Source organism: Leptospira sp. WS58.C1, from assembly GCF_040833995.1.
Classification (GTDB): Bacteria; Spirochaetota; Leptospiria; order Leptospirales; family Leptospiraceae; genus Leptospira_B; species Leptospira_B cinconiae.
Genome location: NZ_CP162138.1, coordinates 133490 through 156955, shown reverse-complemented (window position 1 = coordinate 156955; position 23466 = coordinate 133490). Strand labels below are relative to the sequence as shown.

Genomic DNA, 23466 nt, shown 5'->3' with positions numbered 1-23466 from the left:
TTATGAAAAAAATTCCTTTGTTACAGCGCAAAATTCTTTGGATCCCTCTCGGGATTGCCGCCTTACTCATCGTATGGGATCGACTTCTTTCTTCCGAGAAGATCAGGCCTTATACGGAAACAGGAGCTGAATATTATTTTTATAATATGAAAGACAAGGTCCTTTCTACTATGAAAAAAGAGACGGATTCAAAAACGGAAGACCAAAAAGTGCTCACGTTCTTTGGAACTTCTCACATGGGAGAATTTTCCTTAGTAGAATTTGCAAAGGAAAGCCCGGGCCTGATCGTATACAATCTTTCAGGGCCTTCCGCTCCTTATTCTTTCCATAATTTCACTTTGGAAAAACTTCTTAAGAAAGAAATTCCCTTAGATTACGCCATTTTGGAATATTATCCCGATTCTGGGACCGATTTCGCGAACAGATATCCATTACGTTATTCTTATGATTTCCCATTTTTCTTAAAATACTGGGATATATTCTCCACAAATGAATGGGATAGTTTTCTAAAAGCGAGAGTATTCAGGACTTCCGTATTTCCTCCCAGGTTTAAGGAAGCATTTTCCAGGATCAAAAATCCGTGGGAAGTCCAACAACTTATGTATGTTCGGGATATTCTTATCAACGAATCAGACAAGTTCAAGGGAGGAATTCCGAACGGACTCTTGGCGAATACTCCGGAAGATAAATTAGGTTCGGAATCCGAGAGGATTTTTAACGAGTCATATAAAAATTTCAAAAGTTCCAAGGTCCAAGAATACTTTCTTAGGAATTTTTTAAAAACCGCAAGAGAGAATCATATTAAAGTAGTCTTATGGACTCCTTTATTATATTCCACTTTTTCCGAAAAGGTAAGATCAGCTCCATTCTTCCAAGAATGGATCCGCTTACGAAATAAACTGGTACAAGAATATCCGGAAACCTTAGTATTGGATATGGAAGAATATCGTTCCCGAATGAAATGCCAAAAGTTTATAGATCCTCATCATCTCAGCGGCGGATGTTATGCGGAACCTACTAGATTTCTGGTCGAATTTTTACAGGAAAAGGGAAATCTTCCCAAAACAAGATGAACTTCGACGAAGCCCAAAAGACGGTAGATGATTGGATCAAGACCATCGGAGTAAAATATTTTTCGGAACTTACGAACCTTGCCATTTTAATGGAAGAAGTGGGAGAATTCTCCCGTTTGGTCGCAAGAAAATACGGAGACCAATCATTCAAAAAAGGAGAAGATCCGGAGGGATTAGCTAAGGAATTAGGAGATATCCTTTTTGTTCTAACGTGTTTAGCCAACCAAATGGGGATTTCCTTGGAGGAAGCTTTTAAGGCTACTTTGGAAAAGAACACAACTCGTGACAAGGATCGTCACAAGAACAATCCTAAGTTAAAGGATCTTTAATATTTTTATTGTCCTTGGACAGCCAACTCCAGGGAAGATGCTCCGGATTTGCTTAACAAATCCAATACTTTCACGATTTCTTCGTAGTTGGCAGTTTTATCCGCGAAAAATCGGACTTCTTTTTCTTTAACAAGCCCCTGTTTTAGTTTTTCTTCCAAAACGGATTTTTGGACCTTTTCCTCTCCTATTCTATAAGAACCGTCAGTCAAAAGTACGAATTCGACTCTTTCTCCTTTCGGATCTTCACCCTGCCCTACTTTAGGAAGTTCTAATGGAATGGACCGGATCTCCTTTCGGAAACTGACCGCCAACATTACGAAGACAAGAAGTATAAATACTACGTCTATAAAACTGGTCAGATCTATCCCAGGATCTTCTTCTTTTAAGATCGACTTTCGCATTTTTTCCTACCTAGGAGGGATCTTTAACCAGGACAATGCTTCTCTTTCCAAGTCCAATAATCTATGTTTTAAGAATTGGAAACCGAATAAGGAAGGGATCGCGACGAATAATCCGAGGATCGTGGTTACAAGTGCGAGCTTAATCCCACCTGCAAACGCATCTAAACTAACCGTTCCCGCCGCCTGTAGGGAAGAGAAAGCCTCGGAGATCCCGAGCACGGTCCCTAAAAGTCCGAGCATAGTTGAGATCCCGGCCAAATGTTTCATCCAGGAAAGTTTAGTTTCTATGGGAAATAATACTTCCGAAAGTTTTTCCTCCCAGATGGAAGGATTGTTTTCGGTTAAGAAGTTTTGTTTTAAGGACTCTTTTCTTTTCGGAAGAATACTCCATACATGGATAAACGTTCCGAGATTCCAAACGGAAAGAAGAATGATCAGCCCCGAAACCCAATCCAATCTTTGTAGAAAGCTTAGGTCTTTCATCGTTTCTCCAAAATACGGGGCCTTATCCTTTCTGTCATCCGAACAAAAATCCAAATCCCTCTTGCACCCTATAGATCCGTCAAAATCCTAAGGGAAATGGCCTCTTTTCAAATGCCTTCTTCAGATACGAAGGCCGATTTCGTTCGAGTAAATTTCAACCGGATCGCTTCCAAATACGATCGTTTCAACGATTGTAGTAGCTTGTTCTTACACAGATCTTGGAAGAATAGACTGGTCAAAGAGATCGAAACGGAAACCAAGGGGCCTATCCGAGTTTTAGATCTTTGTTGCGGAACAGGTGATATCTCCATCCGTCTGGAAAAGTCCAAACGAGTGGAATCTTTACTAAGCCTGGACTTCTCCGAAAACATGTTAGAAGTCGCAAAAACAAGATTAGAAAAACCGATTACCCAAGGTAGAGCCAAAGTAGAATGGGGAGATGCCACCAATCTTTCCCAGGTTAAGAATGAAAGCTTGGATGCTGTCAGCATCGGATTCGGTCTCCGAAATGTGAACGATCTAGACAAAGCCTTGTCGGAAATTTACAGAGTGCTCAAACCCGGCGGAGTATTCGCAAATCTCGACGTAGGAAAAGTCGAAAATCCCTTTGTAAAAGCGTTCGCAGATTTTTATTTTTTCAGGATCGTTCCCCTTTTCGGTTATATACTCTGGGGAGGCAAAAATGAAATGTTCGATTATTTACCGGTTTCTTCACTTTATTATCCGGACCAAAAAAGTTTAAAATCCAAATTGGAAAAAACAGGTTTCGAAAAGGTTCGATACACTAATTTTGTTTTCGGGAATAGTGTTCTTCATATAGGAAAAAAACCTAATAGACCGTAGTACCAACCCTTTTCACCCCGTCTCCTTAATGTAAAGAGATTAGAGTGGGGAGACCCTTCATGAAAAAGTTCCTAGCCCTGGCAATGATTGCCGGGTTCGTTTTTAATTGTGGCAATAAAAAGAACGGCCTTTTACTTCCGTTTTTCTTCTTAGGAAGCCAACATACCGCAACCGGAGGAGTTCCCGGAAATAGTGGAAGCCCTGGAGTAGTATTTGTTCCTGGAGACGGTTCCGGTAATCCTGTAACCCCCCCACCTGAGGATAGTACGAATAATAGTGGAGGATCTACCACTACCCCATCGGATTCCAATTCCGGAAATAGCGATTCGAATAGCGGCTCCAGCGGTTCTTCCGATCAGACTTCTTCCAATTCGAATACTTCGGACACTTCCAATACATCCGGATCTTCTTCCGGAAATTCAGGAAGTCCGAATGATTCCAATTCCGGGTCTAATTCTTCTTCCGATACCGCAAGTAATAATACCAGTTCTTCCAATGGAAACAGTAGCACCGGATCTTCCGATTCAGGCTCCGGTTCTTCTTCTAACTCCGGATCAGGAGAAAATACCGATTCAACTGCATCGAATGGATCTTCCGATAACTCGAACACCGGCTCTAATTCAGGAAGCGGTTCGAATACCGGATCAGGAGATTCTTCAGGAACTCCTACAGTGGCTATCATTGTGGTAGAAGATCCGAAAGGAGAACCGAGTTTTAACTACAATACAACGATCAATATTCCTTTGAACCTTACTGTATTAGATAAAAAATCTAACGTGGTTCCCGGAGCGACGGTTCTAGTATATGATGAAAATAATAATATACTATTCCAAGGCGTCTCCGATTCTTCCGGTAAAGTAACCGGAACATTGACCGTTCCGACTTCCGTCGGAAATATCACTATTGATATCTCGATCGGCGGAGAATCAATTACTCAATATATCAGCCTGGAATCGGTTCTTGGGATCAATAGGACCATTCGATACGAGATCAATCTTCCAGCAACCCAAGTTGCCGATACTGACGGTGACGGAGTACCTGACGATACGGATATCTATCCAAATGACGCGACTCGTTCCACCGAAGTTGCCTATCCGGCAGAGGGAGTATTCACGGTTGCTTACGAGGACCTATATCCTTCCGCAGGTGATGCCGACTTAAACGATTACGTGATCCAATTCAAGAATGAAGAAGATCTGAACTCTTCCGGAAAGATAGTAAGACTCAGAGGAACTTACCAACACGTTGCAAAAGGTGCAGGTTATAGACACCAATTGTTCATCAAGTTGCCTGTGGATGTAGGCGCTTCTATCACTTATAAACTGACCCAAGCGGACGGAAAGGTAGAAGTAGCCCCAAACACCGTGAGCGTAACCGCTGCAAATTTGAAATCAGGTTACCAGATCTTTGATGACTCGAACAAGACAATTAGAGGTCAGAACGTTCACCCTGGGGATGTATTCAAACCAGGTTTTATCGCAACAGTGGAGATCGTATTCAACGCTCCTGTTGAAAGAGCCAAACTGGGATCCTTCCCGTACGACTTGTATGCGTATGTTCTCAATACAAAACAAGAGATCCATTTCCCTGGATTGTATAAGAACAATAACGGAACTGACAAATATCTGGACAGCACAGGATTCCCTTGGGCAATTTTGGTCCCAGGCGCTTGGAAATATCCTTATGAAAAATATGATATCAGAAAGGCTTCCGAGTCGGGATATTCTGAGTTCAATCTTTGGGTGTCTTCCGGCGGAAAAGAATATAAAACTTGGTATTTCGATGTGACCAACGAATCCAAAGTATTCCCTGTCCCAAGTGATAGCAGCCTACTCGGTTATCTGTTCCTCTCCGTGAAAAAATTCGCGATCTTCTATGCAATGGGACTAGTCATCGCAGGCGGAATTGCGGTTTATTTCCTGAGAAAAAAACAAACTTTAACCGCATAGAACAAGAACCCCCGCTTACAAAAGTTGCGGATTAAAAGGCGTCGCTTAAAATTGTCAGGCGACGCCTTTTTTATTAAAGCGAATGGAAAACTGGATCTTTTTAGGCAAACCGATCTCTGCAATCCTTGCAGCTTGGTTTTATTGGGATTTTTACCGTAAAACCTATTATTCAGGACAAGGAAACACATTCACAACATTTGCGTTCTTTTACGGAATGATCGCAACCGGGATCGCTCTTGCCTGGGAAGTAGGAGTATTCGACTTATTCGAAAATTATTCCGCATTCTCCAAGGCAATGCTCGTAGGAGCCATTCCGGAAGAAACTTCCAAAGCAATTCTGATCTTTCTATTCTTAAAACAGGTAAAAAATTCCTCCAACCTTGCGGACGGATTGTATTTCGGTCTGACCTTAGGCGCTTCTTTCGGTTGTATAGAAAACGTATTTTATTCTTTTCGACTGGATTTTTGGCAAGGTTTACTTAGATCGGGAACTTCCTTGCCATTGCATACCTTTTCGGGAGGTATATTAGGATTTTTTATTTTAAAATTCCTGCAATCTAGAAAAGGAAATCTTTCCGGCCTGGATCTCATCTTCACATTTTCCTTTTTGATAATACTTCACGGATTTTATAATTTTTTACTGATACAAGGAGGCCTCGGAACGGTATACATTCCGTTAATCCTGGGACTTTCTTTTTTGACCTTAGAATTACTTGTGGTCCAAGCGGAAGTAACTCTTCCATTCGAATTATTACAGGCGGAAAATCTGTTCGTGGACGATTACTCGATGATCCGCAAATTTTCCAGATACGATTCTTGGTTGAGAGCTGCCCAATCCAAAGAGAGTATAAAGGAAATTCCCTTATTAAGAGATCTTTCTACGATAAGATCGTTTATCTCCGTAATCCTTTTCGGAGTTCCTATCTTTTGTCTGAATTTTTATCTATTCGTTCCGGAATGGATCCCATATTATCTGGCAAATATCAGTTCGTTAGAATTTATTACCCTTTTTATGGAATACCCTACTTGGCTCGGATTTTTGTTCCTACTCAGAGGTATGATCAACCCTTCTTTCTTTCGGGAAAGAATTTTGAAAATTCCACTTTTCCTTTCCGTAAACTTGGGACCACAAGGAGACGAAGAACCGAGTCTCGCGTATTCACTCTCCAGAAAGGGTTTTTATTCCCCGGTAATCCGAGAGCCGGAATTAGACAGAGAAACCACTGTTTCTTTCTATATAGCAGGGAAAAATTTCGAAAAGATACCGGTAGTCCCCGTCTGGAAAAACTTCAGGCCGGAAGACCCAAGTCATGAAAGCGGGGCCTTGTACAGATTCCCGAAGATCCCTTGGAGACTACTGGCCTGGAGATGGTTTATACGTATTAAACAACAATATAGAAATACGTTAGATGCATTTTCTAAAACGAGAACTTAATTAGAGATCGCGATGTTGGAATTCCAACATCGCAAATGTCACGACGGCCCCCGCCCGAACTTTGGGTGGCGGGGAGTGGCTCGTGGGAACGCTCGGTCCCTATATCATATAATTCGAATTTTTACTACTCATTTATTTCGCAAAAGTTCTGTAGGAGTTCCAACAAAAAACGATCCACGAAAACTATCTAATCCGGTTCAGACCGTCAAAATCATCCGTACCGATATAAAACTCGGAAGGTCCCGCTTGGTACCAAGAAATCCTCATTACCTTGGCAGTTAATGATTTAGCCCCTGCAGGAACCCCCAAACCTACTTGGTTCACTGTGGCATTTAATGGAGTACTTCTGGATTGTAATTCCACTCCGTTTTGATCCGAGAAAATCCAACGGATATACACAGGCTTTCCCGCCTTAGGCGCTTCTTCCAAAGCGATTCGGATGTTGATATTTCCCTTATCCCCCAAGATCCATGAAGTCCCGGATCGGAATATATGATATCGTCCCCCAGCCTTTTCTTGGAATTTTGCTTTTGCGGAAAGTTGGTAGGTCTTTCTTTCCTCGAATCTGAATTCGGGTCCTTGCAATTGGGAAGATTGTCGAATAAACGCTTTTGCAGTCAGACTCAAGCCGAATAGTAAACAAACCAGATTGAACGCCGGAACCATCCACCATTTCGGTAAAGTTCGGGTAGAAGGTCCCGAGGCGCTTAAAAGCCATATTAAAAGAAAACCTAATATTCCTGCCCCGCTCGTCCAAGGCTCATAGAATGTGACAGGAAAAAATAGAAGAGGCAGAAACCAATAAGAAGTTCTGGTATACGACTCCAATCCCACCCAAATAAAGAATAGAAGGAAGAATAAGATTCCTCCTTCCGAAAGTAAAAATACCAGAGAAGTTAATGCGAAGTCCTGGGTCCCATTCTGAGGATAAGAACCTCTTGGTCCGGACTCGATCCAATGCAGAGCAAATCCGCCGAATCCTTGGCCGAATACCGGAGCATCTTTAAACCAGTTCCATGCGGATAAGGTTTGGATCCAACCGTCTTTCCAGAAAATTTCCAACATTTTGGAGAGTGTCTTTCCCTTGGTCCATGCGTTAGACACATCTTCTCGGATCAATTGCCATGGTGTGAAGGACCAATCCATTCTACCTATAAAGTAAACTCCGACTAGAACGGAGATTGTCCCAAGCACTACGAACGGAATAAAAGAATATTTCCAGATCGGATTTCTGAATCCTCTTTGGTATGTAAGCCCGATCACCAATGCGGTTTGGAATATGATCAAAAGCCAATATCCCGGGCTTTGGTATCTTCCGGCAAGACCAAGCGCGATAAATACTGCAATGCTTAATAGAACTCGAGAAGAGATCCTCCAGTTCCTGCTATGGATCTGGTAAAAGAAAAATCCGAATAGTATCGGCATTCCTATCCCGAAGGAAGCTGCATCCGGAAAGAATGCGGAGACTCCGAAAGTTTCCGCGTTTCCTGCAGTAAACGGAAAATCCGTGGAGGGAGCAAGTCCCTGGATCGCACCTAAAATTAAATTGGCAGTAAAGCCCGCTGTGATCCCTGTTCTCCAATGTTTTCCGGGAGGGTCCGTATCATGAGAACTGGTTTCCTCTGCGAAGAAGTATAAGAAAGCGGAGAGCCAAGAACCTATACTGTCCAAGGTCAATGCAAAGGCATACTTAGAAGAGATCCCCGAAGAATATTCGGTATCCTGCAAGATCCAAGAAGTCAGCGGATCCGTTCCAAAGTAAGCGAGTAATCGATCTAAGAGTAAAAATACCGCTAAGATCAAAAATGCAGTCCTAGGGTTTTTAGTGAATTCAAGGGAATTCTTATAAGGTCGGTTTATATAAAAATATCTTAATACAGGATCGTCGTCGTTTGCTGGATGTCCGTAGAAAGTGGAGATATATTGGCGCAAAAATATCCCGAAAATCGCCCCGGCAAATAGAGCGGATAAGTATAAATAGCCGCCTTCCCCATAAAGTAGTAAACCGGGAGAAAGTAGAGCGAATGCCGCAGTGAACATTCTCCCTGATTTTCTATGATGTAGATTTGGGAGAAGTCCCGCTAAGAATTGGATCCAGACGATTCCCAGGTTCCCATCCGGATCTCTTACTACGAGTGTCCATCGTAGCAATAGGTAGGACAGGATCACTGTTAAAATCAGTGTAAGAAAGGTAGGAGTTTTAAGAGGCCTCAATCGGGCGAAAAGATTTGGCACGAATTGGAAATGCTCGCCGAAAACGAGTAGATTTCAATCCAAAAAAATAGGCCGGATTGGGTGTGGAGAATTAATCGTCCAGGGAATCTGGATCGGATGGTATTTTATAGGTCCCCGTCAATGTAGTCGAAAGTGGACCTTTTTTGCCGGAAGCCTTGTGTTTAGAAACTGCCTCGGCGTATTCAACCGTATAACGAGTCCAAGGGATCGCTTTTAGTCTGGCTAAAGGAATTTTTTTGCCGGTTCCCTCGCAAATGCCATAAGAACCGTCCTCGATTTTTTCGAGAGCCACATCGATTTCTCGAATGGTCTCGATCTCAGACTCGGTTAAAACGGAACTCAACATCTCTTCGTTGATCTCCGACGCGATATCTGCGATATCTCCCATTTCCTTCAGGCCGGAAGGTTTGCTATTATCTTCCCACTTCGCATACTTCTCCAATAGAGAGTTTTTTCTCTCCATGAGAAGGTCCGTTATTTCACTCAGGACCTTTTTGTCGTATGCAGCTTTTTTAGTCACCATCTGAATTCGGAATTATACCTTGGATTCCTTATGTTCGACGTGGGCACGGCAAAATTTGCAAAATTTTTTCGTTACCAACTTCTCGGATTTCGCCTTTTTATTCTTGGTCTGGAAGTAAGAATTTTTCTTACAAACCTGGCAAGAAAGCTTAATGATCTCTCTCATAACGGATGATACTCTTAGCTAAGATTGGCCTGAAAAAGGAACTTCTCGGTTTAGACCAAAATTATGGCCGCCAAGTTTACCCTATTCAGACTGATTATGCTATAAAAAAAAAGGACGGACAAAAATCAAGGAAGATCGGCCGAAATTAGCGATTTTTCCCCTTCTTCCCGAGAAAAGGACCTTCTCCAGATCCCCGCCAAAACACTTCCGATCAAAGAATGTACAAAACTGGAGATTGCTGCCGGAATCGCCACCAAAGGATCGGAAAAATTGTTCCGGGAAAGGACCGCGCCCAGACCGCTGTTTTGCATCCCCACTTCTATGGAAACCGTCCTAGCTACTACAAAAGATTTGGTCCCAAAATAAGCCGCCCAATACCCGAAAAAATACCCTGAAATATGGAGTAAGAATACGGAGGAGATCAAATGAATTCCGGAACGGATCACTGCTTCCTTTCCGGAACCGATAATGGAGGCTACAATCAGAGTGATGAGTATGACTGCGATCAAAGGAGAAATGATTTTCACCTTCTCCGCAAATTTAGGAGTATAACGATTTAATAAAATTCCTAGGATCACCGGAAGGATCACTACTTGTAACGTATCGAAAAAAAGACCGGAAGCGTTTGCGCCCACGCTATTCCCCACCAAAAACAAAGTGAGAAGCGGAGTCATGATCACGGATAAAACAGTCGAGATCGCAGTCATCGTAACTGATAGTGCAAGGTCCCCTCTCGCTAAAAAAGAAACTACGTTAGAGGCAACTCCACCAGGACAACAGGAAACGACTATAATGCCGACAGCTAAAGGAGCAGGGAGTTGGAAGAAGTTTCCCAAAAACCAACCTGTGAGCGGCATGATTGTATATTGACCGATCACTCCGATTAGGATGGGTTTAGGAGCCTTGAATACCCTTGTAAAATCTTCCATTCTTAGGCTGATCCCCATTCCGAGCATGGTCAGTCCTAAGCTGTAAGTAATCCAAGGTCCTTTAAATCCATCCAATATCGTGGGAAAAAACCAGCTCAGTGTCACACCAAAAATGACCCAAAGTGGAAATAATAAAGCCGCCTTTTCGAAAAGTGAAGCCACCGTTTATCTAGAGAGAAGGTCCACTACCCTGTCCAATTGTTCCTTGGCCAGATAAATATGTGGAGAGAATCGGATCCGTCCCAATCGAAGTGCACACATGACTCCGTTCTTTTTGAGATGAGATACCATGTTTTCCATGGAGAGTCCTTCTTTTTCCGCAACTACGATCCCTGTTTTAAAATCGGGAAAATGATCCGAGGCAAGTTTCCAACCTGTATCTCTGAGTTTGTCGGAAAGATAATCCGCAAGTTCGTAAATCCTTTCCATAGAATTATGAAAGCCTACTTTATGAAGCATTTCTAACGTGGATTGGAAATAGACCCAGTCTATAAAATTCACAGTGGAAATTTCGTAACGATCCGTACCTTTTAACTCTTGTCTATAAGGTAAATACACCTCGTCGTTTACCACGGAACCTGTTCCCTTGAATGGGAAATTAAGTCCTTCTAACTTTTCCTTTGCAATGTACAGAACGCCAAGTCCTAACGGTCCGAGTAACCATTTCCAAGCAGGGAACGCCATATAAGAAATTCCCATTTCTCTAGGGCGTACGGGAAGAAGTCCCACTCCTTGGGCCCCATCTATAACGAACTCGATCCCTTTTTCGGTTAGGAAGTTTCCGATCTCTTCCAAAGGGAAAGGCATCCCCGTGCACCAATGTACGGCGGAAAGGCTCACTACTTTTACATCCGGAGTGATAGACGATTTAAGATTTTCTAAAAATCCATCTGGAGTTTCCGACATCGGCACAAATGAAATAGAAACACCTTTTTCCTTCCAATGTTCCCAAGGATAAATATTAGAAGGATATTCGTTTTCCAGAAGTAGAATCCGATCCCCCGCTTTAAGTTTCAAACCCAGGGAAATAAATCCGATCCCTTCGTTGGTATGATGGATTAGAGAAAGTTCTTCCGCATCAACGCCTAATAATTCCGCGAGAATATTACGGATCACTTTTTTAACAGTCGGGTATCTACGTACGTCAGTTTGGCCGCCTCTAGCCGCATAACCTTGCAAGTATTCATTCACTGCATGGATGGTGTCCGTGTTTACGGGAGTAGTCCCACAATTATTCAACCAGATCATTTCCCGGTTTATCGGGTACAAATGTTGTATTTTGGTCCAATCCGGACTTGAATTCGTTTTCATCTCGGGGCTAGATTGGATCTGTCAGTCCGAGGGAAAACTTCTTTTTTAAGAACTTCTTCCAAAAGGTTTACCTTTCCGAACAGCCCAAGGCAAAACCGGGAAGCGCCTGTTTCCCGGTTTTTCTAGTTCTTACTTTTTCTTTTTGGTAGCTGCCTTTTTCTTAGGAGAAACTTTTTTAGGGGCAGGCTTTTTCTTAGCGGAGACCTTAGCTTTTTTCGGAGCAGCCTTCTTCACTACCTTTTTAGCCGCGGCTTTTTTGGCCGGCTTAGAAGGTTTTAGACCCTTAGGAGCCTTACTATTAGGTTTGGAATTGCCTACAGCTTTTGTTACTTCTTCGGCTTGTTCGTCCCAGAAGTATGCACCTCCGGCAGAGCTAGTTTGGTCGAATGAATTCAACTCAGCTTCCAGCAAGGATTGGTAATTATGGCTGTAATCCATGAGTTTGGAAAACAATAGTTTAATATTCGAATCTTCGAATTTAGTGGTAAGCTTTTCGTAGAATGCAACGGAGTTCTCCGCTTCTCTAATTGCAAGCTCCAACGCCTCGTGAGCGTTCTTGGATCCGGAACCTGTAATCGTACGTTCCACCTTATTCATGATCTTTTGGATGGTAGTTTGGTGGAATTTATGGATCGCAGCTAATTGTTTTAAGTTCGGAAGTTCCGCACCTTCCGCTACTTGATAGATCTCCTGAATGAATTTGATATGTTCATCCACTTCCTCCGCAAGTTTTTCGAATAATTCCCTAGTTCTTCCCGGAGGGAGTTTTTCATACGTATCCATGTAAAATTCGAAGTAGTCCTTCTCATGCTGGATTGCAGCCGCAACGGCTTCCAAAAATGTAGTTTCTTTTAAAGGTTTAATACTCATTCTGCATACTCCGGTCGCGACAATTCTAGGGGATTTTCAAGTCGGTTCAATAATAATTTTTTCTATTTTTAATCCTCTTCCTCTTGGGAAAGATAGATCAAAAATTGCGCTAAGTAGTAAGTAGACATTACCCAAACTCCGTGGAACGGAAGTTTATTTGGAGTGAATTGTCCGAGAGCAATGATAGAATCGGAGATGATAAAACTGATCGCTCCTAAAATTCCCAACCATCTGTCTCTGGAAGAAACTTCCCGAGCAGCGGATCTCCAACCCATCACACAAATTGCGGAAACGTAAACAGCGACTGGAATGGTTAACGCAGGTGCGATCCCTGGAAGAAGCCAATAAAAATAAGAAGCGCCGAAAACCACATAAGGGATCAACCTGAGAAAATGTACTGGATTCCCCCAAGAAAAGCTAACGGAATATGCGACTTGAGCGATTAAGAAACTTCCCAAACCGAAAACAAAATATTTATCCGGGAAGGCAAGTATCGAATCCCCTCCAAGGGAAAATACCAAACCGATCCCAAACCAAATTCCGGCTCTTGTTTTCCATTTCCCTTCTCCCACACTTAACGCGATTAAATATAGAATGGGAACTATTTTGGAAATCAAACGAAGCGGAAATATGTCCGCACCTAAAAATAAAACTCCCAAATGAATAAGGGCTAAAACCGGGAATATAATATAGATCATTAACAGCTCCTAATCTCTAAAACACTCGGCGATTTGGGATTGTCTTCCTGATCGAACCGAGGAACCTGTCTTTCAAAGGCCCAATTCTGGCCTCGGAAGCTGCGATGATCTCGTTTAGCCAAAAAGATTCTACACTTTTTCTTATTTTTTCCGTCGTGATAGGCCTTTTGATCTATTTAGACCTATTCGTAATGAATAAAAGAGCCCATAAACTCTCGCTCAGAGAGTCGGGTTACTGGACCTTGTTTTGGGTCACTCTTGCTTTCAGTTTTTCTCTTTTAGTTTATATTTTTCACGAAGACCCGACTAACCCGGGACTCCCAAAACAAAAGACTTTGGAATTTTTAGCGGGATATCTTCTAGAATATTCACTTTCCGTGGATAATCTTTTCGTGTTTATTATGATCTTTTCTAAGTTCAGGATACAATCCCAATACCAACCCATGATTTTAAAATGGGGAATTATCGGTGCATTGGTCTTTCGAGCCGTAATGATCTTTTCCGGTGCAGAACTAGTTTCTAGATTCGAATGGATCTTATACATTTTCGGGTTCCTACTCCTCTACTCCGCTTGGAAGATGTTCTTCCACGACGACGACGAGGATTTCGATCCGGAAGAATTGAAACTTCTGAAGTATGCCCGTAAAATTCTTCCCATGACCAAAACTTACCACCCCGAAAAATTTTTGGTAAAAGAACATGGAAAAACTCTTTTTACTTCCACATTCTTAATCTTAGTCGTTGTGGAATTCAGCGATATACTTTTCGCGATCGACTCCATTCCTGCGATCTTCTCCATTACCCAAGATAGTTTTATCATCTATACTTCCAACGTATTCGCGATCTTAGGACTCAGATCTTTATTCTTCCTTTTAGGCGGAGTGATGGAACTTTTCGTACATCTGAAAAAAGGAGTTTCACTTTTACTCGCATTTGTGGGAGTAAAACTTCTTCTTCCCGCATTTTCCGGATACGTTTTCGGAAGAGTGATCCATGTTTCTATCGAGATCTCTTTGGTAGTGATCGTAGGAACTCTAGCACTCTCAATACTCGCTTCCATTCCTCATTATCTTAAAACGAAAAAAGAAGGAGCCTGACGGGTAAATCGAATGGCATCAGAAAAACTTTTCTCCGAATTTCCACCGGTTTCTACCGAAGCATGGACAAACCTTATCCAGAAGGACTTAAAAGGTGCGGACTTCGAAAAAAAACTGGTTTGGGAAACCCAAGAAGGATTTAAGATCCAGCCGTTTTATAGAAAAGAAAATCTAAAAGGAAAGGAATGGCTCCTTTCCAACCTTCCCGGAAAATTTCCTTATCTTAGGTCTACTCGCAAACTTACGAACGATTGGAGTATCAGACAAGATATCGATACCCCGGATCTCAAAACTGCAAAAGAATTAGCGATCGAAGCGATCTCCAACGGAGTTTCCGCTTTGGGACTTGTGCTCGCAGATGTGGGCTCCGGAAGAAAAGGGATCCAAATTAAAAATGAAAAAGATCTCTCGTTCTTGTTAGCGGACCTTCCTCTAAACGAGATCACTCTTCATTTCGTAGCGGAAGAAAAATCTCCCGAACTTTATTCCTGGCTTCCTAAAAACAAAACTCTTGTAGGCGGGCTCGGTTACGATCCGTATAGAATTCTCGCAAGACATGGTCATTCGGGCGGGCATGGCCCGGAAACCCTGAAACCGATCTTGACGGAACTTGCAGGTAAATGGAAAAACTTCCGCGCACTTACCGTTCATTCATCCACATTCAGAGATAGCGGTTCTACGATCGTTCAAGAACTTGCTTATACTCTGGCTCTCGGTTCCGAATACTTATATCGCCTGGGAGAATTAGGAGTTTCTCCCGAAGTAGTGAATTCGCAGACGATCTTCCAATTTACGATCGGTCCCGACTATTTCTTAGAGATCGCTAAGTTCAGAGCGGCAAGGACTTTATGGGCGGAAATATTTTCTTCTTATTCTTCCGATAAGGGAGAAGCTTCCCTTCCGTTTATCGAGGCGGAAACCGCAAGGTATAATTACGGGATCTATGATCTTCATAATAATATTTTAAGAGGAACCACCGAAGCGATCTCCGCAGCGATCGGAGGTGCAGAGATCATCAATGTTCTTCCATTCGATCATTTATTACAACCTGCGGATTCTTTCTCTCTTAGGATCGCAAGAAATGTGCAGCTACTCTTAAAACACGAATCTTACTTGGATAAGGTTGCGGATCCTTCTTCCGGTTCTTATTATATAGAAACGATCACGGATCAGATCACCGAGCAGGCCTGGAAACTTTTCACAGAAGTGGAGAAGGACGGCGGATTCCTGGAATGTCTAAAATCAGGAAAGATCCAATCGTCAATTTTGGAATCCAGAAAGAAGAAGGAAGAAAATTACTCTACCCGAAAAGAGATCTTTCTCGGAACCAATCAATATCCGAATTCCAAGGATAAGATCCAAAACAAAGACCTGAATAAGAATATCAAGTCTCCGGCGATCTCTTCTGCCTCTAACGAACTCAAAGTATCTCCAATCCCTGAGTTTTTTGCGGGGGATGCGATTGAAGAGATCCGGATGAAAACGGAAGGTTACGAATCCAAAAACAAAACTTCCGTAAAAGTACTTCTTCTTCCTTTGGGCGACTTAAAAATGAAGAAGGCAAGAGCGATCTTCTCATTGAACTTTTTAGGATGTGCAGGATTCCAAGTAGTAGATCCCGGAAGTTACGAAACTTCCGAAGAAGCGATCGCAGGCATCCAAAAAGAAAATCCGCAGATAATCGTTTTCTGTAGTTCCGACGAAGAAGTAAGCGGTTACGTAAAGGAAATTCTTCCTAAATTAAAACAAAAGCCAATCTCACTCGTGGCGGGTTATCCAAAAGATATTCTTTCCGAACTGGAATCCGCCGGCGTGAACGGATTCATCCATGTTCGATCCAATCTATTAGAAACACTTGCCGATCTTCAAAAGAGGCTGGGAATCCAATGAAAAGACCTACATTCTCTCCTAACAGAACTCCCGTAACCGGAGATACAAAATTCGAATCCTGGTCCAAAGAAGCCTTGGACGAATTAGGACTTTCTACATTAGAAGAAACGATTTGGAATACTCCTGAAAAAGTCCCGGTCAAACCTGTTTACGTTCCGAAAGACGTGGAGTCTTTGGAACACTTGGACTATGCGGCGGGGATCCCTCCTTTTTTAAGAGGACCCTACTCTACTATGTATGTCCAACAACCTTGGACCATCCGCCAGTATGCGGGCTTTTCCACAGCAGAAGAGTCTAACGCATTCTATCGTAGAAACCTTGCAGCAGGACAAAAAGGTCTTTCCGTTGCATTCGACTTAGCGACTCACAGAGGATACGATTCCGATCACGAAAGAGTCGTCGGGGACGTAGGAAAAGCGGGAGTGGCAATCGATTCCGTTCTGGATATGAAGATCCTCTTCGACCAAATCCCTTTGGATCAGATGTCGGTCTCGATGACAATGAATGGGGCGGTCATTCCGACTCTCGCTTTTTATATCGTAGCTGCGGAAGAACAAGGAGTAAAACCCGAACAACTTTCAGGTACCATCCAGAACGATATCTTAAAAGAGTTCATGGTCCGTAACACCTATATCTATCCTCCTGAACCATCCATGAGGATTATTGCGGATATTTTCAAATATACCACAGATTTTATGCCAAAGTTTAATTCCATCTCCATCTCCGGCTATCATATGCAGGAAGCAGGCGCCACTGCGGATATCGAATTAGCTTATACATTGGCGGACGGGTTGGAATACCTACGCACAGGTATCAAAGCAGGCATGGATGTGGATAGTTTTGCACCCCGTCTTTCCTTCTTCTGGGCGATCGGAATGAACCATTTTATGGAAATCGCAAAGATGAGAGCAGGAAGACTTCTTTGGGCGAAGTTAGTAAAAACATTCAATCCTAAAAACAACAAGTCTCTCGCACTCAGAACACATTGCCAAACCTCAGGCTGGAGTTTAACCGAACAAGATCCTTTCAATAATGTGGGCAGGACTTGTATAGAGGCTTTGGCGGCGGCACTCGGTCATACTCAGTCTTTGCATACGAACGCGTTAGACGAAGCGATCGCATTACCTACTGACTTCTCCGCAAGGATCGCAAGAAACACTCAGATCTATTTACAGGAAGAAACCAATATCCACAGAGTCGTGGATCCTTGGGGTGGTTCCTTTTATGTGGAGTCTTTGACCGCACAACTAGCGGAAAGAGCTTGGGAACTTATCCAGGAAGTGGAACAACTGGGTGGTATCGCAAAAGCGATCGAGACCGGAATTCCAAAGATGAGGATAGAAGAAGCAGCTGCCCGAAAACAGGCAAGGATCGATTCCGGCAAGGATGTGATCGTAGGGATCAATCGTTATCGTCCTTCTAAAGAAAATCCTTTGGACATCTTAGATATCGATAATACTGCCGTGAGAGAATCGCAGATCCGCAAACTAAACGAACTTAAAAAAAACAGGGACAATGCGGCGGTTACTGCTGCATTAGATGCAATCACGGAATGTGCTAAAACAGGGAACGGAAACCTGCTTGCACTTGCCGTAGATGCGGCTAGAAAAAGAGCCACCCTTGGTGAGATCTCCTTTGCAATGGAGAAAATTTTCGGAAGGTATAAATCCGTCACACATATGATCAAAGGAGTGTACTCGGAGGAGATCATGGACGATCCGGATTTCAAAAAGGCAAAAGAACTCTCCGCAAAATTCGCGAAGTTGGAAGGAAGACAGCCTAGGATCATGGTCGCTAAGATGGGCCAAGACGGACATGATAGAGGTGCAAAAGTAATTTCCACAAGTTTCGCTGATATGGGATTCGACGTCGATATAGGCCCCCTATTCCAAACCCCGGCCGAGGCGGCAAAACAAGCAATCGAAAACGACGTGCATGTGCTCGGAGTTTCGAGTCTTGCTGCAGGTCATAAGACCTTAGTTCCTCAGGTAATCCAAGAACTCAAAAAACTAGGAAGAGACGATATCCTAGTAATCGCAGGCGGAGTCATTCCTCAGCAAGATTATGATTTCTTGTATAAGGCCGGAGTAAACGGGATCTTCGGACCAGGAACAAAAATCTCCAAGGCAGGCGCAGAGATCCTGGAACTTCTGATTAAGAGTGTAGAAGGATAATCTACCCATGCCCCAAGCCGAGGGAAAAGAAAAAACCCATATCCGAGGCTCCGTTAAAAAGAAGAGCCTTCCGGATGCGGAAACTTTTTCTAAAGGAATACTCTCCGGGGATATAGTTTTATTGAGCAGGGCAATTACTCTTGTCGAGAGTACATTACATTCCCACCAAGAGCTTGCCGAAGCTATATTAGAAAAATGTTTACCTCATTCCGGCAAAAGTATTCGGGTTGGCATCACAGGTATTCCTGGTGTCGGCAAAAGTACGTTTATAGAAGCGTTCGGAAATCATCTGATTGACCAAGGCAGAAAGGTCGCCGTACTAACGATAGACCCTACCTCGCAATTATCGAGAGGTTCCATATTGGGAGATAAGACCAGAATGGAAACTCTTTCCCGAAGAAAGGAAGTTTTCATTCGCCCTTCTCCTTCCGGAGATTCCTTAGGCGGAGTCGCACGTAAAACTAGAGAAACGATCTTTTTATGCGAGTCCGCTGGATTCGATACGATACTTGTCGAAACCGTCGGTGTAGGACAATCTGAAACTGCAGTCAATTCCATGGTGGATGTTTTCCTTCTCCTGCTAATTGCCGGTGCGGGAGATGAGTTACAAGGGATCAAACGTGGGATCATGGAAATGGCGGACATGATCGCTATCACCAAGGCGGATGGGGAAAATATTGGCAGAGCGAATCGCGCAAAAGCGGAAACCATTTCCGCAGTTCATTTTCTTCCCGCTCATGAGTCAGGCATACACACAGACGTTAGAACATGTTCGGCATTAACCGGAGAAGGAATCTCCGAGATATGGACAGAAATTGCAAACTTTATAAAAACGATCCGAGAAAAAGGTTACCTAGAAAAAAAAAGAAAAGAACAAGCCAAACATTGGTTACATGAATCAGTACAATCCATATTGCTGGATGACTTTTTCTCGAAGATGGGAACCGATTTCCATAAGGCTGAAGAACTTGTAACGCAAGGATTAGCAGGTTCTTATCAAACCGCTCGCAAGCTCGTACAACGTTATAAGAACGAAGACAAGAACTTATCCAAATAAGTCCCATGTTCCTGAGGTCCAAAACTAAAACCTCCTGGCTAAAATATGCTCCAGGATGGATTATTATCAAATTTAAATATTTAACGAAACCAAAGAATCATGGTTTTGTAATATATTCTCCCTTCGAATCGATATTTGTCCAGACCACATCATAGTGATTCCGGTTTCAAAGGGATTTTTTTTTCTTGGAAAATATGTCTTTTGGGAGATTGATGGTGGATACTAAAGATTGAACCTCAATCGCGAAACTTCTTCGTTCTAATAAGAAATTAACTTAGACCGGAGTCGGTTCCTGGGAAAGGAAAAAACATGAAACTTCGTATTTCCGGACTAGTTTTATCTATTCTGTTAGCTGCTTCCATCTTCTCTTGCGCAACTTCTAGCGCGGGACTTGCAACGAGTACTGTTCCGGTAGCGGATAAAAAGTATAAAGTGATCTCTCCGGTAGAAGGAACGAAGTACTGGTTCACCTTCGATATTGCGATCATCGGAATTCCATTGGGATCTCCTCCTATCGATCAACTATTAGAGGAATTGAAGAAGGAAAAAGAGGCGGACGCTCTGATCAATGTCCGCTATTGGACGGATAAATCCATCTTTGTATTCTTAACTATGAATCGTCTTCATATCTCCGCAGAAGCGATCAAATTCGAGGACGAGTCCTCGGATCCTAAGAAGAAAGGCCGTTAATCCAAGGTCGACATGACTCTTTTCAGATCTTTCATCCTGTTTTGTTTTTTATTTTTTACTTTGTACTCATGCTCTGGCACTTTTAGCCAAGGAGAAGTGGGAGGCAGGGTGACGAACACTCAACTCATCGATTCCGCGACGATCATTCGTTCCAAAGATTACATGGAGTTGGGAATTTCCAGTGGAGAAAGTTCTGTTTTCTTTTTGTTCGGACTTATTCCGATCACTAATCCATTAAATATGGATTATGCACTTAGTGAAGCGGTTCAAAAGATCCCGGGAGGGAAAAGTTTGATCAAGGTAAAATACTGGCAGGAGACTCATTTATTCTTTCCCGTCGGTACTGTAAGTGTTCTTAAAGTAAAGGGTACCGTGATCGGTTCACCTTCTACCGGTCAAAACGAGGCGGGTAAAAGATGAAGACCCGATTATTCACTTTCAGTTTCTTTTGTATTTTATTCATACAATGTGTTCAAGAAGATACGGTTCCACAAGGAGATGCGAATAGTCAGATCTATGCGGCATCAGAATATCTTTCCAAAAAATGCGGAGATCCTATCCCACCCAATTTCCCGATCGCGGTTGGAGACGTACAAAGAAGGAATCTAGATCTTTGTAGTATCGCGATCACCAAAGCGGACTGCCCTTTCAATTCTTATCCTGTGGTTTGTCTTTGGATCTATTATGATAAACCTGCGGGAGAGATCCCTTGGTATCTGAATTTTAAAGACGTATTTGTGGATCCTAAATTGCCATGAAGTTAAAAAAAGTACTGATCAAAATCGCTTTTCTCGCGGCAATCGCGCCAATGGATCTGTTTGCAGAAGTAACCTTTAAGGCGAGGTTATTCTCCAGACAAAAAAACCAAGGGGAAGCAAAGACCCAGGTTTTACTTTTTGAGACCAAAAAGATCTATAGAACGGACGCAGAAGGATATTTCGAAGCTACAGTACCTTCTCCGGGTATTTATACTTTCCGTATCTTAAAAGTGGAAGATATGCAGGATATCAAAGGGAACGTCGAGGCTTCCGGCCAAACAGTTACTCTTTATACGGATGCAGGCGCCGATTCTTCCATAGCGTCCCCTAAAACCAAGGCACCTAAAGGTACGATCACAGTCTCGGCGGAGAGAGATAAACCGATCCTGTCCAGGACCACGATCAAATACGAAGAGATCAAAAGGATGCCTGGAACTTTCGGCGAACCGTTACGCGCCTTGGAAACGATACCGGGTGTCGTTCCCTCCGCAGCATTTGGTGGCGGGGCAAATAACTACGTGATCCGGGGTTCCGATCCGAACTCGAACTTATATTTAGTGGATGATCTTCCGATCCTGTATCCGTTCCACTTCGATGGATTGAGCGCTGTGGTGAATGCGAACTTGATCAAATCCATAGACGTATACACGGGTGTGTTCCCCGCAAACTTCAATAACGCATTGGGCGGGGTCATTCATATCGACACGGTGGATAAGGTGGACAAATCCCAGAAAAACCTGATCATCTCCGCCTGGTCCAGTAGCATCAGTTATATGAGCCCTACTTTCGGCGGCAAAGGATATCTGATTGCTTCCGCCCGCGTGGGATACTTGGATAGATTTGTGCAAGGATTGACCTCCGCGTTAGGCGCTGACTTCCCGGAAGGACTTAGACTTCCTAGATTCGTGGACTCTCAGGTAAAGTTTGTTCATAACTTTAACGAACATCACCAGATCTCTTTTCATTCCTTCTATTCCAAAGACGACTTTGCGGCAAATCTTCCCGCTAAATACCAGAACGACCCGGCAAATGATTCCACCGCCGCATTTGCAGGCGCAAGTATTTCTTCAGGACAGGGATTTAGGACACAGGCAGTACGTTATACTTGGAAACCGATCGACACATTCTCCAATCGTGTCACATTGATCAGCTACGATCCTTTTACCGATTTTAACGTTTCCTTCGGTTCCATCCAAGGAAAGAACCGAGCGAGTGGCGCGTATAATGGTGTGCGTCAGGATGCTTTCTGGGATCCGAACAAATATTTCAGCGCGGAGTTCGGAACCGAATATAGACTATTGAATTATTATTCTACCGGTTCTAGTATTATCCAAACGGATCCGAATAATTTAAGTCCGAACCCGTACGATACACAAAGTCCGGATTTTACCACGATCCCCACCAACATAACCGCCAAGGGAGCTTACTATAACGGTTATTTGACCACCAAGATCCGTTTAGGAAATTTACACATAGAACCGGGAGCACGTTACGACTATATTCCGTATGTCAACAATAGTGCATTCGGTCCGCGAGCGCAGGCATCTTATAAATTCGAAGGTATCGGAAAAGGGACTACCATCTTTGCGGGTGGAGGTAATTTCTTCCGCTTCCCTCTGGACACTAGATTTAATAAAGATAGCGGGAATCCACACTTGGATTTCGAAAAGGTATTCAAGTACGGCGGAGGTATAGAACAACTCTTAGAAGGCGATTACCAGATCAAAGGCGAGATATTCAAACAAGAATACTCGGACCTGATCGTGGATGACCCTTATATCACCGACTACGTAGGAACAAATCCGGATCCCTATTCCAGGATCGCTCAACCTTTTATCGTAAACAAAAAGTTAAATTACTCCAATAGCGGAACCGGTTGGTCCAGAGGTTACGAATTAGTACTTCGCAAAAACTCTCGCCCTGGAACCAGAAACTGGTTCGGTTGGATCACTTATACTTGGTCTCAAACATTCAGAAACAATAATATATTCACCCCTGATCCGGGAGCGGCTCCTTTGAACACTCAGGAGACTCAGATCGCTGTGGAGTTTTATAAGAATTCTAAAGAGACATTATACGACTATGACAGGACCCATGTAATCAATATGGTCTTCGGTTGGAGATGGAGCCAAGAATGGCAGTTTGGGGCCAGATGGTCCTACCTCACAAGCAGACCGTTTACACCTATCGTAGGGGACGATGGGGGAAGGTTCAGTAACCCTGCCAACGGCCAAACCTATTGGGTTCCTCAATATGCTAATAACCCTGCCCTGGGAGAATATATCAATAGCCGTAGATTAAAGCCTTATCATCGACTTGACATACGTTTCGATAGATTTTTCAATTATGAATGGGGGTATATTAATACCTTCTTGGAGATAGTAAACGTCTACTTAAGAGAGAACGTAGGGGGAGAAGATTTCGATAATACGAAACCTTATTCCAAAACAAACCCAAGCCCTAGCCCGACATTCGGAACAATTCCTTTACCGGGCGGTGTGGTCATTCCGTTCTTCAATATAGGTATCGAGGTTAAGTTCTAATGCACTTCCGGAG

Annotated in this window: 22 protein-coding genes; 13 read left to right on the top strand and 9 right to left on the bottom strand. The window is 43.1% G+C overall.

Translation table 11 applies throughout. From position 1 onward, the window contains the following. The first annotated feature begins 2 nt into the window (after nucleotides 1-2). Nucleotides 3-1073, top strand: a complete 1071-nt coding sequence (locus tag AB3N61_RS17760) for a DUF1574 family protein (RefSeq protein WP_020770122.1) — start codon at nucleotides 3-5, stop codon at nucleotides 1071-1073. Beyond that, the gene (locus AB3N61_RS17755) at nucleotides 1070-1402 is read left to right on the top strand and encodes a nucleotide pyrophosphohydrolase (RefSeq protein WP_020769944.1); all 333 of its coding nucleotides are present in this window, start codon (nucleotides 1070-1072) and stop codon (nucleotides 1400-1402) included. Before AB3N61_RS17760 ends, AB3N61_RS17755 begins: the two co-directional genes overlap by 4 nt. A gap of 5 nt (nucleotides 1403-1407) precedes the next feature. On the opposite strand, the gene AB3N61_RS17750 is transcribed toward AB3N61_RS17755, so the two are convergent. Continuing rightward, a complete protein-coding gene (locus AB3N61_RS17750) occupies nucleotides 1408-1803 on the bottom strand; it encodes an ExbD/TolR family protein (RefSeq protein WP_367899329.1) in 396 nt (131 codons plus the stop codon). Nucleotides 1804-1809: 6 nt separating this feature from the next. Next, a complete protein-coding gene (locus AB3N61_RS17745; RefSeq protein WP_020770149.1) occupies nucleotides 1810-2286 on the bottom strand; it encodes a MotA/TolQ/ExbB proton channel family protein in 477 nt (158 codons plus the stop codon). A 96-nt stretch (nucleotides 2287-2382) separates the two neighbouring features. Between AB3N61_RS17745 and AB3N61_RS17740 the strand changes: the two genes are divergently transcribed. The 3 genes from AB3N61_RS17740 (at nucleotide 2383) to AB3N61_RS17730 (ending at nucleotide 6513) form a co-directional block, all read left to right on the top strand. Beyond that, entirely contained in the window at nucleotides 2383-3129 is a 747-nt protein-coding gene (locus AB3N61_RS17740) for a ubiquinone/menaquinone biosynthesis methyltransferase (protein WP_081603593.1), read from the top strand. A 59-nt stretch (nucleotides 3130-3188) separates the two neighbouring features. Next, the gene (locus tag AB3N61_RS17735) at nucleotides 3189-5078 is read left to right on the top strand and encodes an LruC domain-containing protein (RefSeq protein WP_020770042.1); all 1890 of its coding nucleotides are present in this window, start codon (nucleotides 3189-3191) and stop codon (nucleotides 5076-5078) included. Between the two features lie 82 nt (nucleotides 5079-5160). Continuing rightward, nucleotides 5161-6513, top strand: a complete 1353-nt coding sequence (locus tag AB3N61_RS17730; protein WP_367899328.1) for a PrsW family glutamic-type intramembrane protease — start codon at nucleotides 5161-5163, stop codon at nucleotides 6511-6513. A 183-nt stretch (nucleotides 6514-6696) separates the two neighbouring features. Here AB3N61_RS17730 and AB3N61_RS17725 read toward each other — a convergent pair whose 3' ends face one another. The 7 genes from AB3N61_RS17725 to AB3N61_RS17695 form a co-directional block, all read right to left on the bottom strand. Beyond that, complete coding sequence (locus AB3N61_RS17725) at nucleotides 6697-8664, bottom strand: hypothetical protein (RefSeq protein ID WP_367899349.1); 1968 nt, start codon at nucleotides 8662-8664, stop codon at nucleotides 6697-6699. A gap of 154 nt (nucleotides 8665-8818) precedes the next feature. Then, a complete protein-coding gene (locus tag AB3N61_RS17720; RefSeq protein WP_020769934.1) occupies nucleotides 8819-9271 on the bottom strand; it encodes a TraR/DksA family transcriptional regulator in 453 nt (150 codons plus the stop codon). A 12-nt stretch (nucleotides 9272-9283) separates the two neighbouring features. Beyond that, on the bottom strand, nucleotides 9284-9436 hold the full coding sequence (gene rpmG, locus AB3N61_RS17715; protein ID WP_010514486.1) for a 50S ribosomal protein L33: 153 nt from the start codon (nucleotides 9434-9436) through the stop codon (nucleotides 9284-9286). A 125-nt stretch (nucleotides 9437-9561) separates the two neighbouring features. Further along, entirely contained in the window at nucleotides 9562-10527 is a 966-nt protein-coding gene (locus AB3N61_RS17710; protein ID WP_367899327.1) for a bile acid:sodium symporter family protein, read from the bottom strand. Between the two features lie 3 nt (nucleotides 10528-10530). Further along, nucleotides 10531-11676, bottom strand: a complete 1146-nt coding sequence (locus AB3N61_RS17705; RefSeq protein WP_367899326.1) for an aminotransferase class V-fold PLP-dependent enzyme — start codon at nucleotides 11674-11676, stop codon at nucleotides 10531-10533. A gap of 129 nt (nucleotides 11677-11805) precedes the next feature. Beyond that, nucleotides 11806-12546, bottom strand: coding sequence for a ferritin-like domain-containing protein (locus tag AB3N61_RS17700; RefSeq protein ID WP_367899325.1), 741 nt, complete (start codon nucleotides 12544-12546; stop codon nucleotides 11806-11808). A 68-nt stretch (nucleotides 12547-12614) separates the two neighbouring features. Beyond that, on the bottom strand, nucleotides 12615-13244 hold the full coding sequence (locus AB3N61_RS17695; RefSeq protein ID WP_367899324.1) for a lysoplasmalogenase: 630 nt from the start codon (nucleotides 13242-13244) through the stop codon (nucleotides 12615-12617). Nucleotides 13245-13348: 104 nt separating this feature from the next. Here AB3N61_RS17695 and AB3N61_RS17690 point away from each other — a divergent pair, with 104 nt between their 5' ends. From AB3N61_RS17690 to AB3N61_RS17655, 8 genes are all read left to right on the top strand, one after another. Continuing rightward, nucleotides 13349-14341: a TerC/Alx family metal homeostasis membrane protein gene (locus AB3N61_RS17690; protein ID WP_367899323.1), complete on the top strand. Its 993-nt coding sequence runs from the start codon at nucleotides 13349-13351 to the stop codon at nucleotides 14339-14341. Between the two features lie 12 nt (nucleotides 14342-14353). Beyond that, complete coding sequence (locus AB3N61_RS17685; protein WP_367899322.1) at nucleotides 14354-16231, top strand: methylmalonyl-CoA mutase family protein; 1878 nt, start codon at nucleotides 14354-14356, stop codon at nucleotides 16229-16231. Further along, complete coding sequence (scpA, locus tag AB3N61_RS17680) at nucleotides 16228-18405, top strand: methylmalonyl-CoA mutase (protein WP_367899321.1); 2178 nt, start codon at nucleotides 16228-16230, stop codon at nucleotides 18403-18405. The genes AB3N61_RS17685 and scpA overlap by 4 nt, the downstream gene beginning before the upstream one ends. 7 nt (nucleotides 18406-18412) lie before the next feature. Beyond that, on the top strand, nucleotides 18413-19462 hold the full coding sequence (meaB, locus tag AB3N61_RS17675) for a methylmalonyl Co-A mutase-associated GTPase MeaB (protein WP_367899320.1): 1050 nt from the start codon (nucleotides 18413-18415) through the stop codon (nucleotides 19460-19462). Nucleotides 19463-19771: 309 nt separating this feature from the next. Continuing rightward, nucleotides 19772-20152 carry an LIC20211 family lipoprotein gene (locus tag AB3N61_RS17670; RefSeq protein ID WP_367899319.1) on the top strand — a complete coding sequence of 127 codons (381 nt, stop codon included), beginning with the start codon at nucleotides 19772-19774 and terminating at the stop codon, nucleotides 20150-20152. Between the two features lie 96 nt (nucleotides 20153-20248). Then, entirely contained in the window at nucleotides 20249-20572 is a 324-nt protein-coding gene (locus tag AB3N61_RS17665; RefSeq protein ID WP_232421009.1) for a hypothetical protein, read from the top strand. Beyond that, on the top strand, nucleotides 20569-20910 hold the full coding sequence (locus tag AB3N61_RS17660; RefSeq protein WP_367899318.1) for a hypothetical protein: 342 nt from the start codon (nucleotides 20569-20571) through the stop codon (nucleotides 20908-20910). The genes AB3N61_RS17665 and AB3N61_RS17660 overlap by 4 nt, the downstream gene beginning before the upstream one ends. Continuing rightward, nucleotides 20907-23453 (top strand): TonB-dependent receptor plug domain-containing protein, encoded by a 2547-nt coding sequence (locus AB3N61_RS17655; RefSeq protein ID WP_367899317.1) that lies wholly within the window; start codon nucleotides 20907-20909, stop codon nucleotides 23451-23453. The genes AB3N61_RS17660 and AB3N61_RS17655 overlap by 4 nt, the downstream gene beginning before the upstream one ends. Nucleotides 23454-23466: the final 13 nt, after the last annotated feature.

What these genes read in the sequence shown, in the direction of transcription:
- AB3N61_RS17760 (WP_020770122.1), top strand. Translation starts at nt 3, where the DNA reads ATGAAAAAAATTCCTTTGTTACAGCGCAAAATTCTTTGGATCCCTCTC.
- AB3N61_RS17755 (WP_020769944.1), top strand. Translation starts at nt 1,070, where the DNA reads ATGAACTTCGACGAAGCCCAAAAGACGGTAGATGATTGGATCAAGACC.
- AB3N61_RS17750 (WP_367899329.1), bottom strand. Translation starts at nt 1,803, where the DNA reads ATGCGAAAGTCGATCTTAAAAGAAGAAGATCCTGGGATAGATCTGACC.
- AB3N61_RS17745 (WP_020770149.1), bottom strand. Translation starts at nt 2,286, where the DNA reads ATGAAAGACCTAAGCTTTCTACAAAGATTGGATTGGGTTTCGGGGCTG.
- AB3N61_RS17740 (WP_081603593.1), top strand. Translation starts at nt 2,383, where the DNA reads ATGGCCTCTTTTCAAATGCCTTCTTCAGATACGAAGGCCGATTTCGTT.
- AB3N61_RS17735 (WP_020770042.1), top strand. Translation starts at nt 3,189, where the DNA reads ATGAAAAAGTTCCTAGCCCTGGCAATGATTGCCGGGTTCGTTTTTAAT.
- AB3N61_RS17730 (WP_367899328.1), top strand. Translation starts at nt 5,161, where the DNA reads ATGGAAAACTGGATCTTTTTAGGCAAACCGATCTCTGCAATCCTTGCA.
- AB3N61_RS17720 (WP_020769934.1), bottom strand. Translation starts at nt 9,271, where the DNA reads ATGGTGACTAAAAAAGCTGCATACGACAAAAAGGTCCTGAGTGAAATA.
- rpmG (WP_010514486.1), bottom strand. Translation starts at nt 9,436, where the DNA reads ATGAGAGAGATCATTAAGCTTTCTTGCCAGGTTTGTAAGAAAAATTCT.
- AB3N61_RS17705 (WP_367899326.1), bottom strand. Translation starts at nt 11,676, where the DNA reads ATGAAAACGAATTCAAGTCCGGATTGGACCAAAATACAACATTTGTAC.
- AB3N61_RS17700 (WP_367899325.1), bottom strand. Translation starts at nt 12,546, where the DNA reads ATGAGTATTAAACCTTTAAAAGAAACTACATTTTTGGAAGCCGTTGCG.
- AB3N61_RS17695 (WP_367899324.1), bottom strand. Translation starts at nt 13,244, where the DNA reads ATGATCTATATTATATTCCCGGTTTTAGCCCTTATTCATTTGGGAGTT.
- AB3N61_RS17690 (WP_367899323.1), top strand. Translation starts at nt 13,349, where the DNA reads ATGATCTCGTTTAGCCAAAAAGATTCTACACTTTTTCTTATTTTTTCC.
- AB3N61_RS17685 (WP_367899322.1), top strand. Translation starts at nt 14,354, where the DNA reads ATGGCATCAGAAAAACTTTTCTCCGAATTTCCACCGGTTTCTACCGAA.
- scpA (WP_367899321.1), top strand. Translation starts at nt 16,228, where the DNA reads ATGAAAAGACCTACATTCTCTCCTAACAGAACTCCCGTAACCGGAGAT.
- meaB (WP_367899320.1), top strand. Translation starts at nt 18,413, where the DNA reads ATGCCCCAAGCCGAGGGAAAAGAAAAAACCCATATCCGAGGCTCCGTT.
- AB3N61_RS17670 (WP_367899319.1), top strand. Translation starts at nt 19,772, where the DNA reads ATGAAACTTCGTATTTCCGGACTAGTTTTATCTATTCTGTTAGCTGCT.
- AB3N61_RS17660 (WP_367899318.1), top strand. Translation starts at nt 20,569, where the DNA reads ATGAAGACCCGATTATTCACTTTCAGTTTCTTTTGTATTTTATTCATA.
- AB3N61_RS17655 (WP_367899317.1), top strand. Translation starts at nt 20,907, where the DNA reads ATGAAGTTAAAAAAAGTACTGATCAAAATCGCTTTTCTCGCGGCAATC.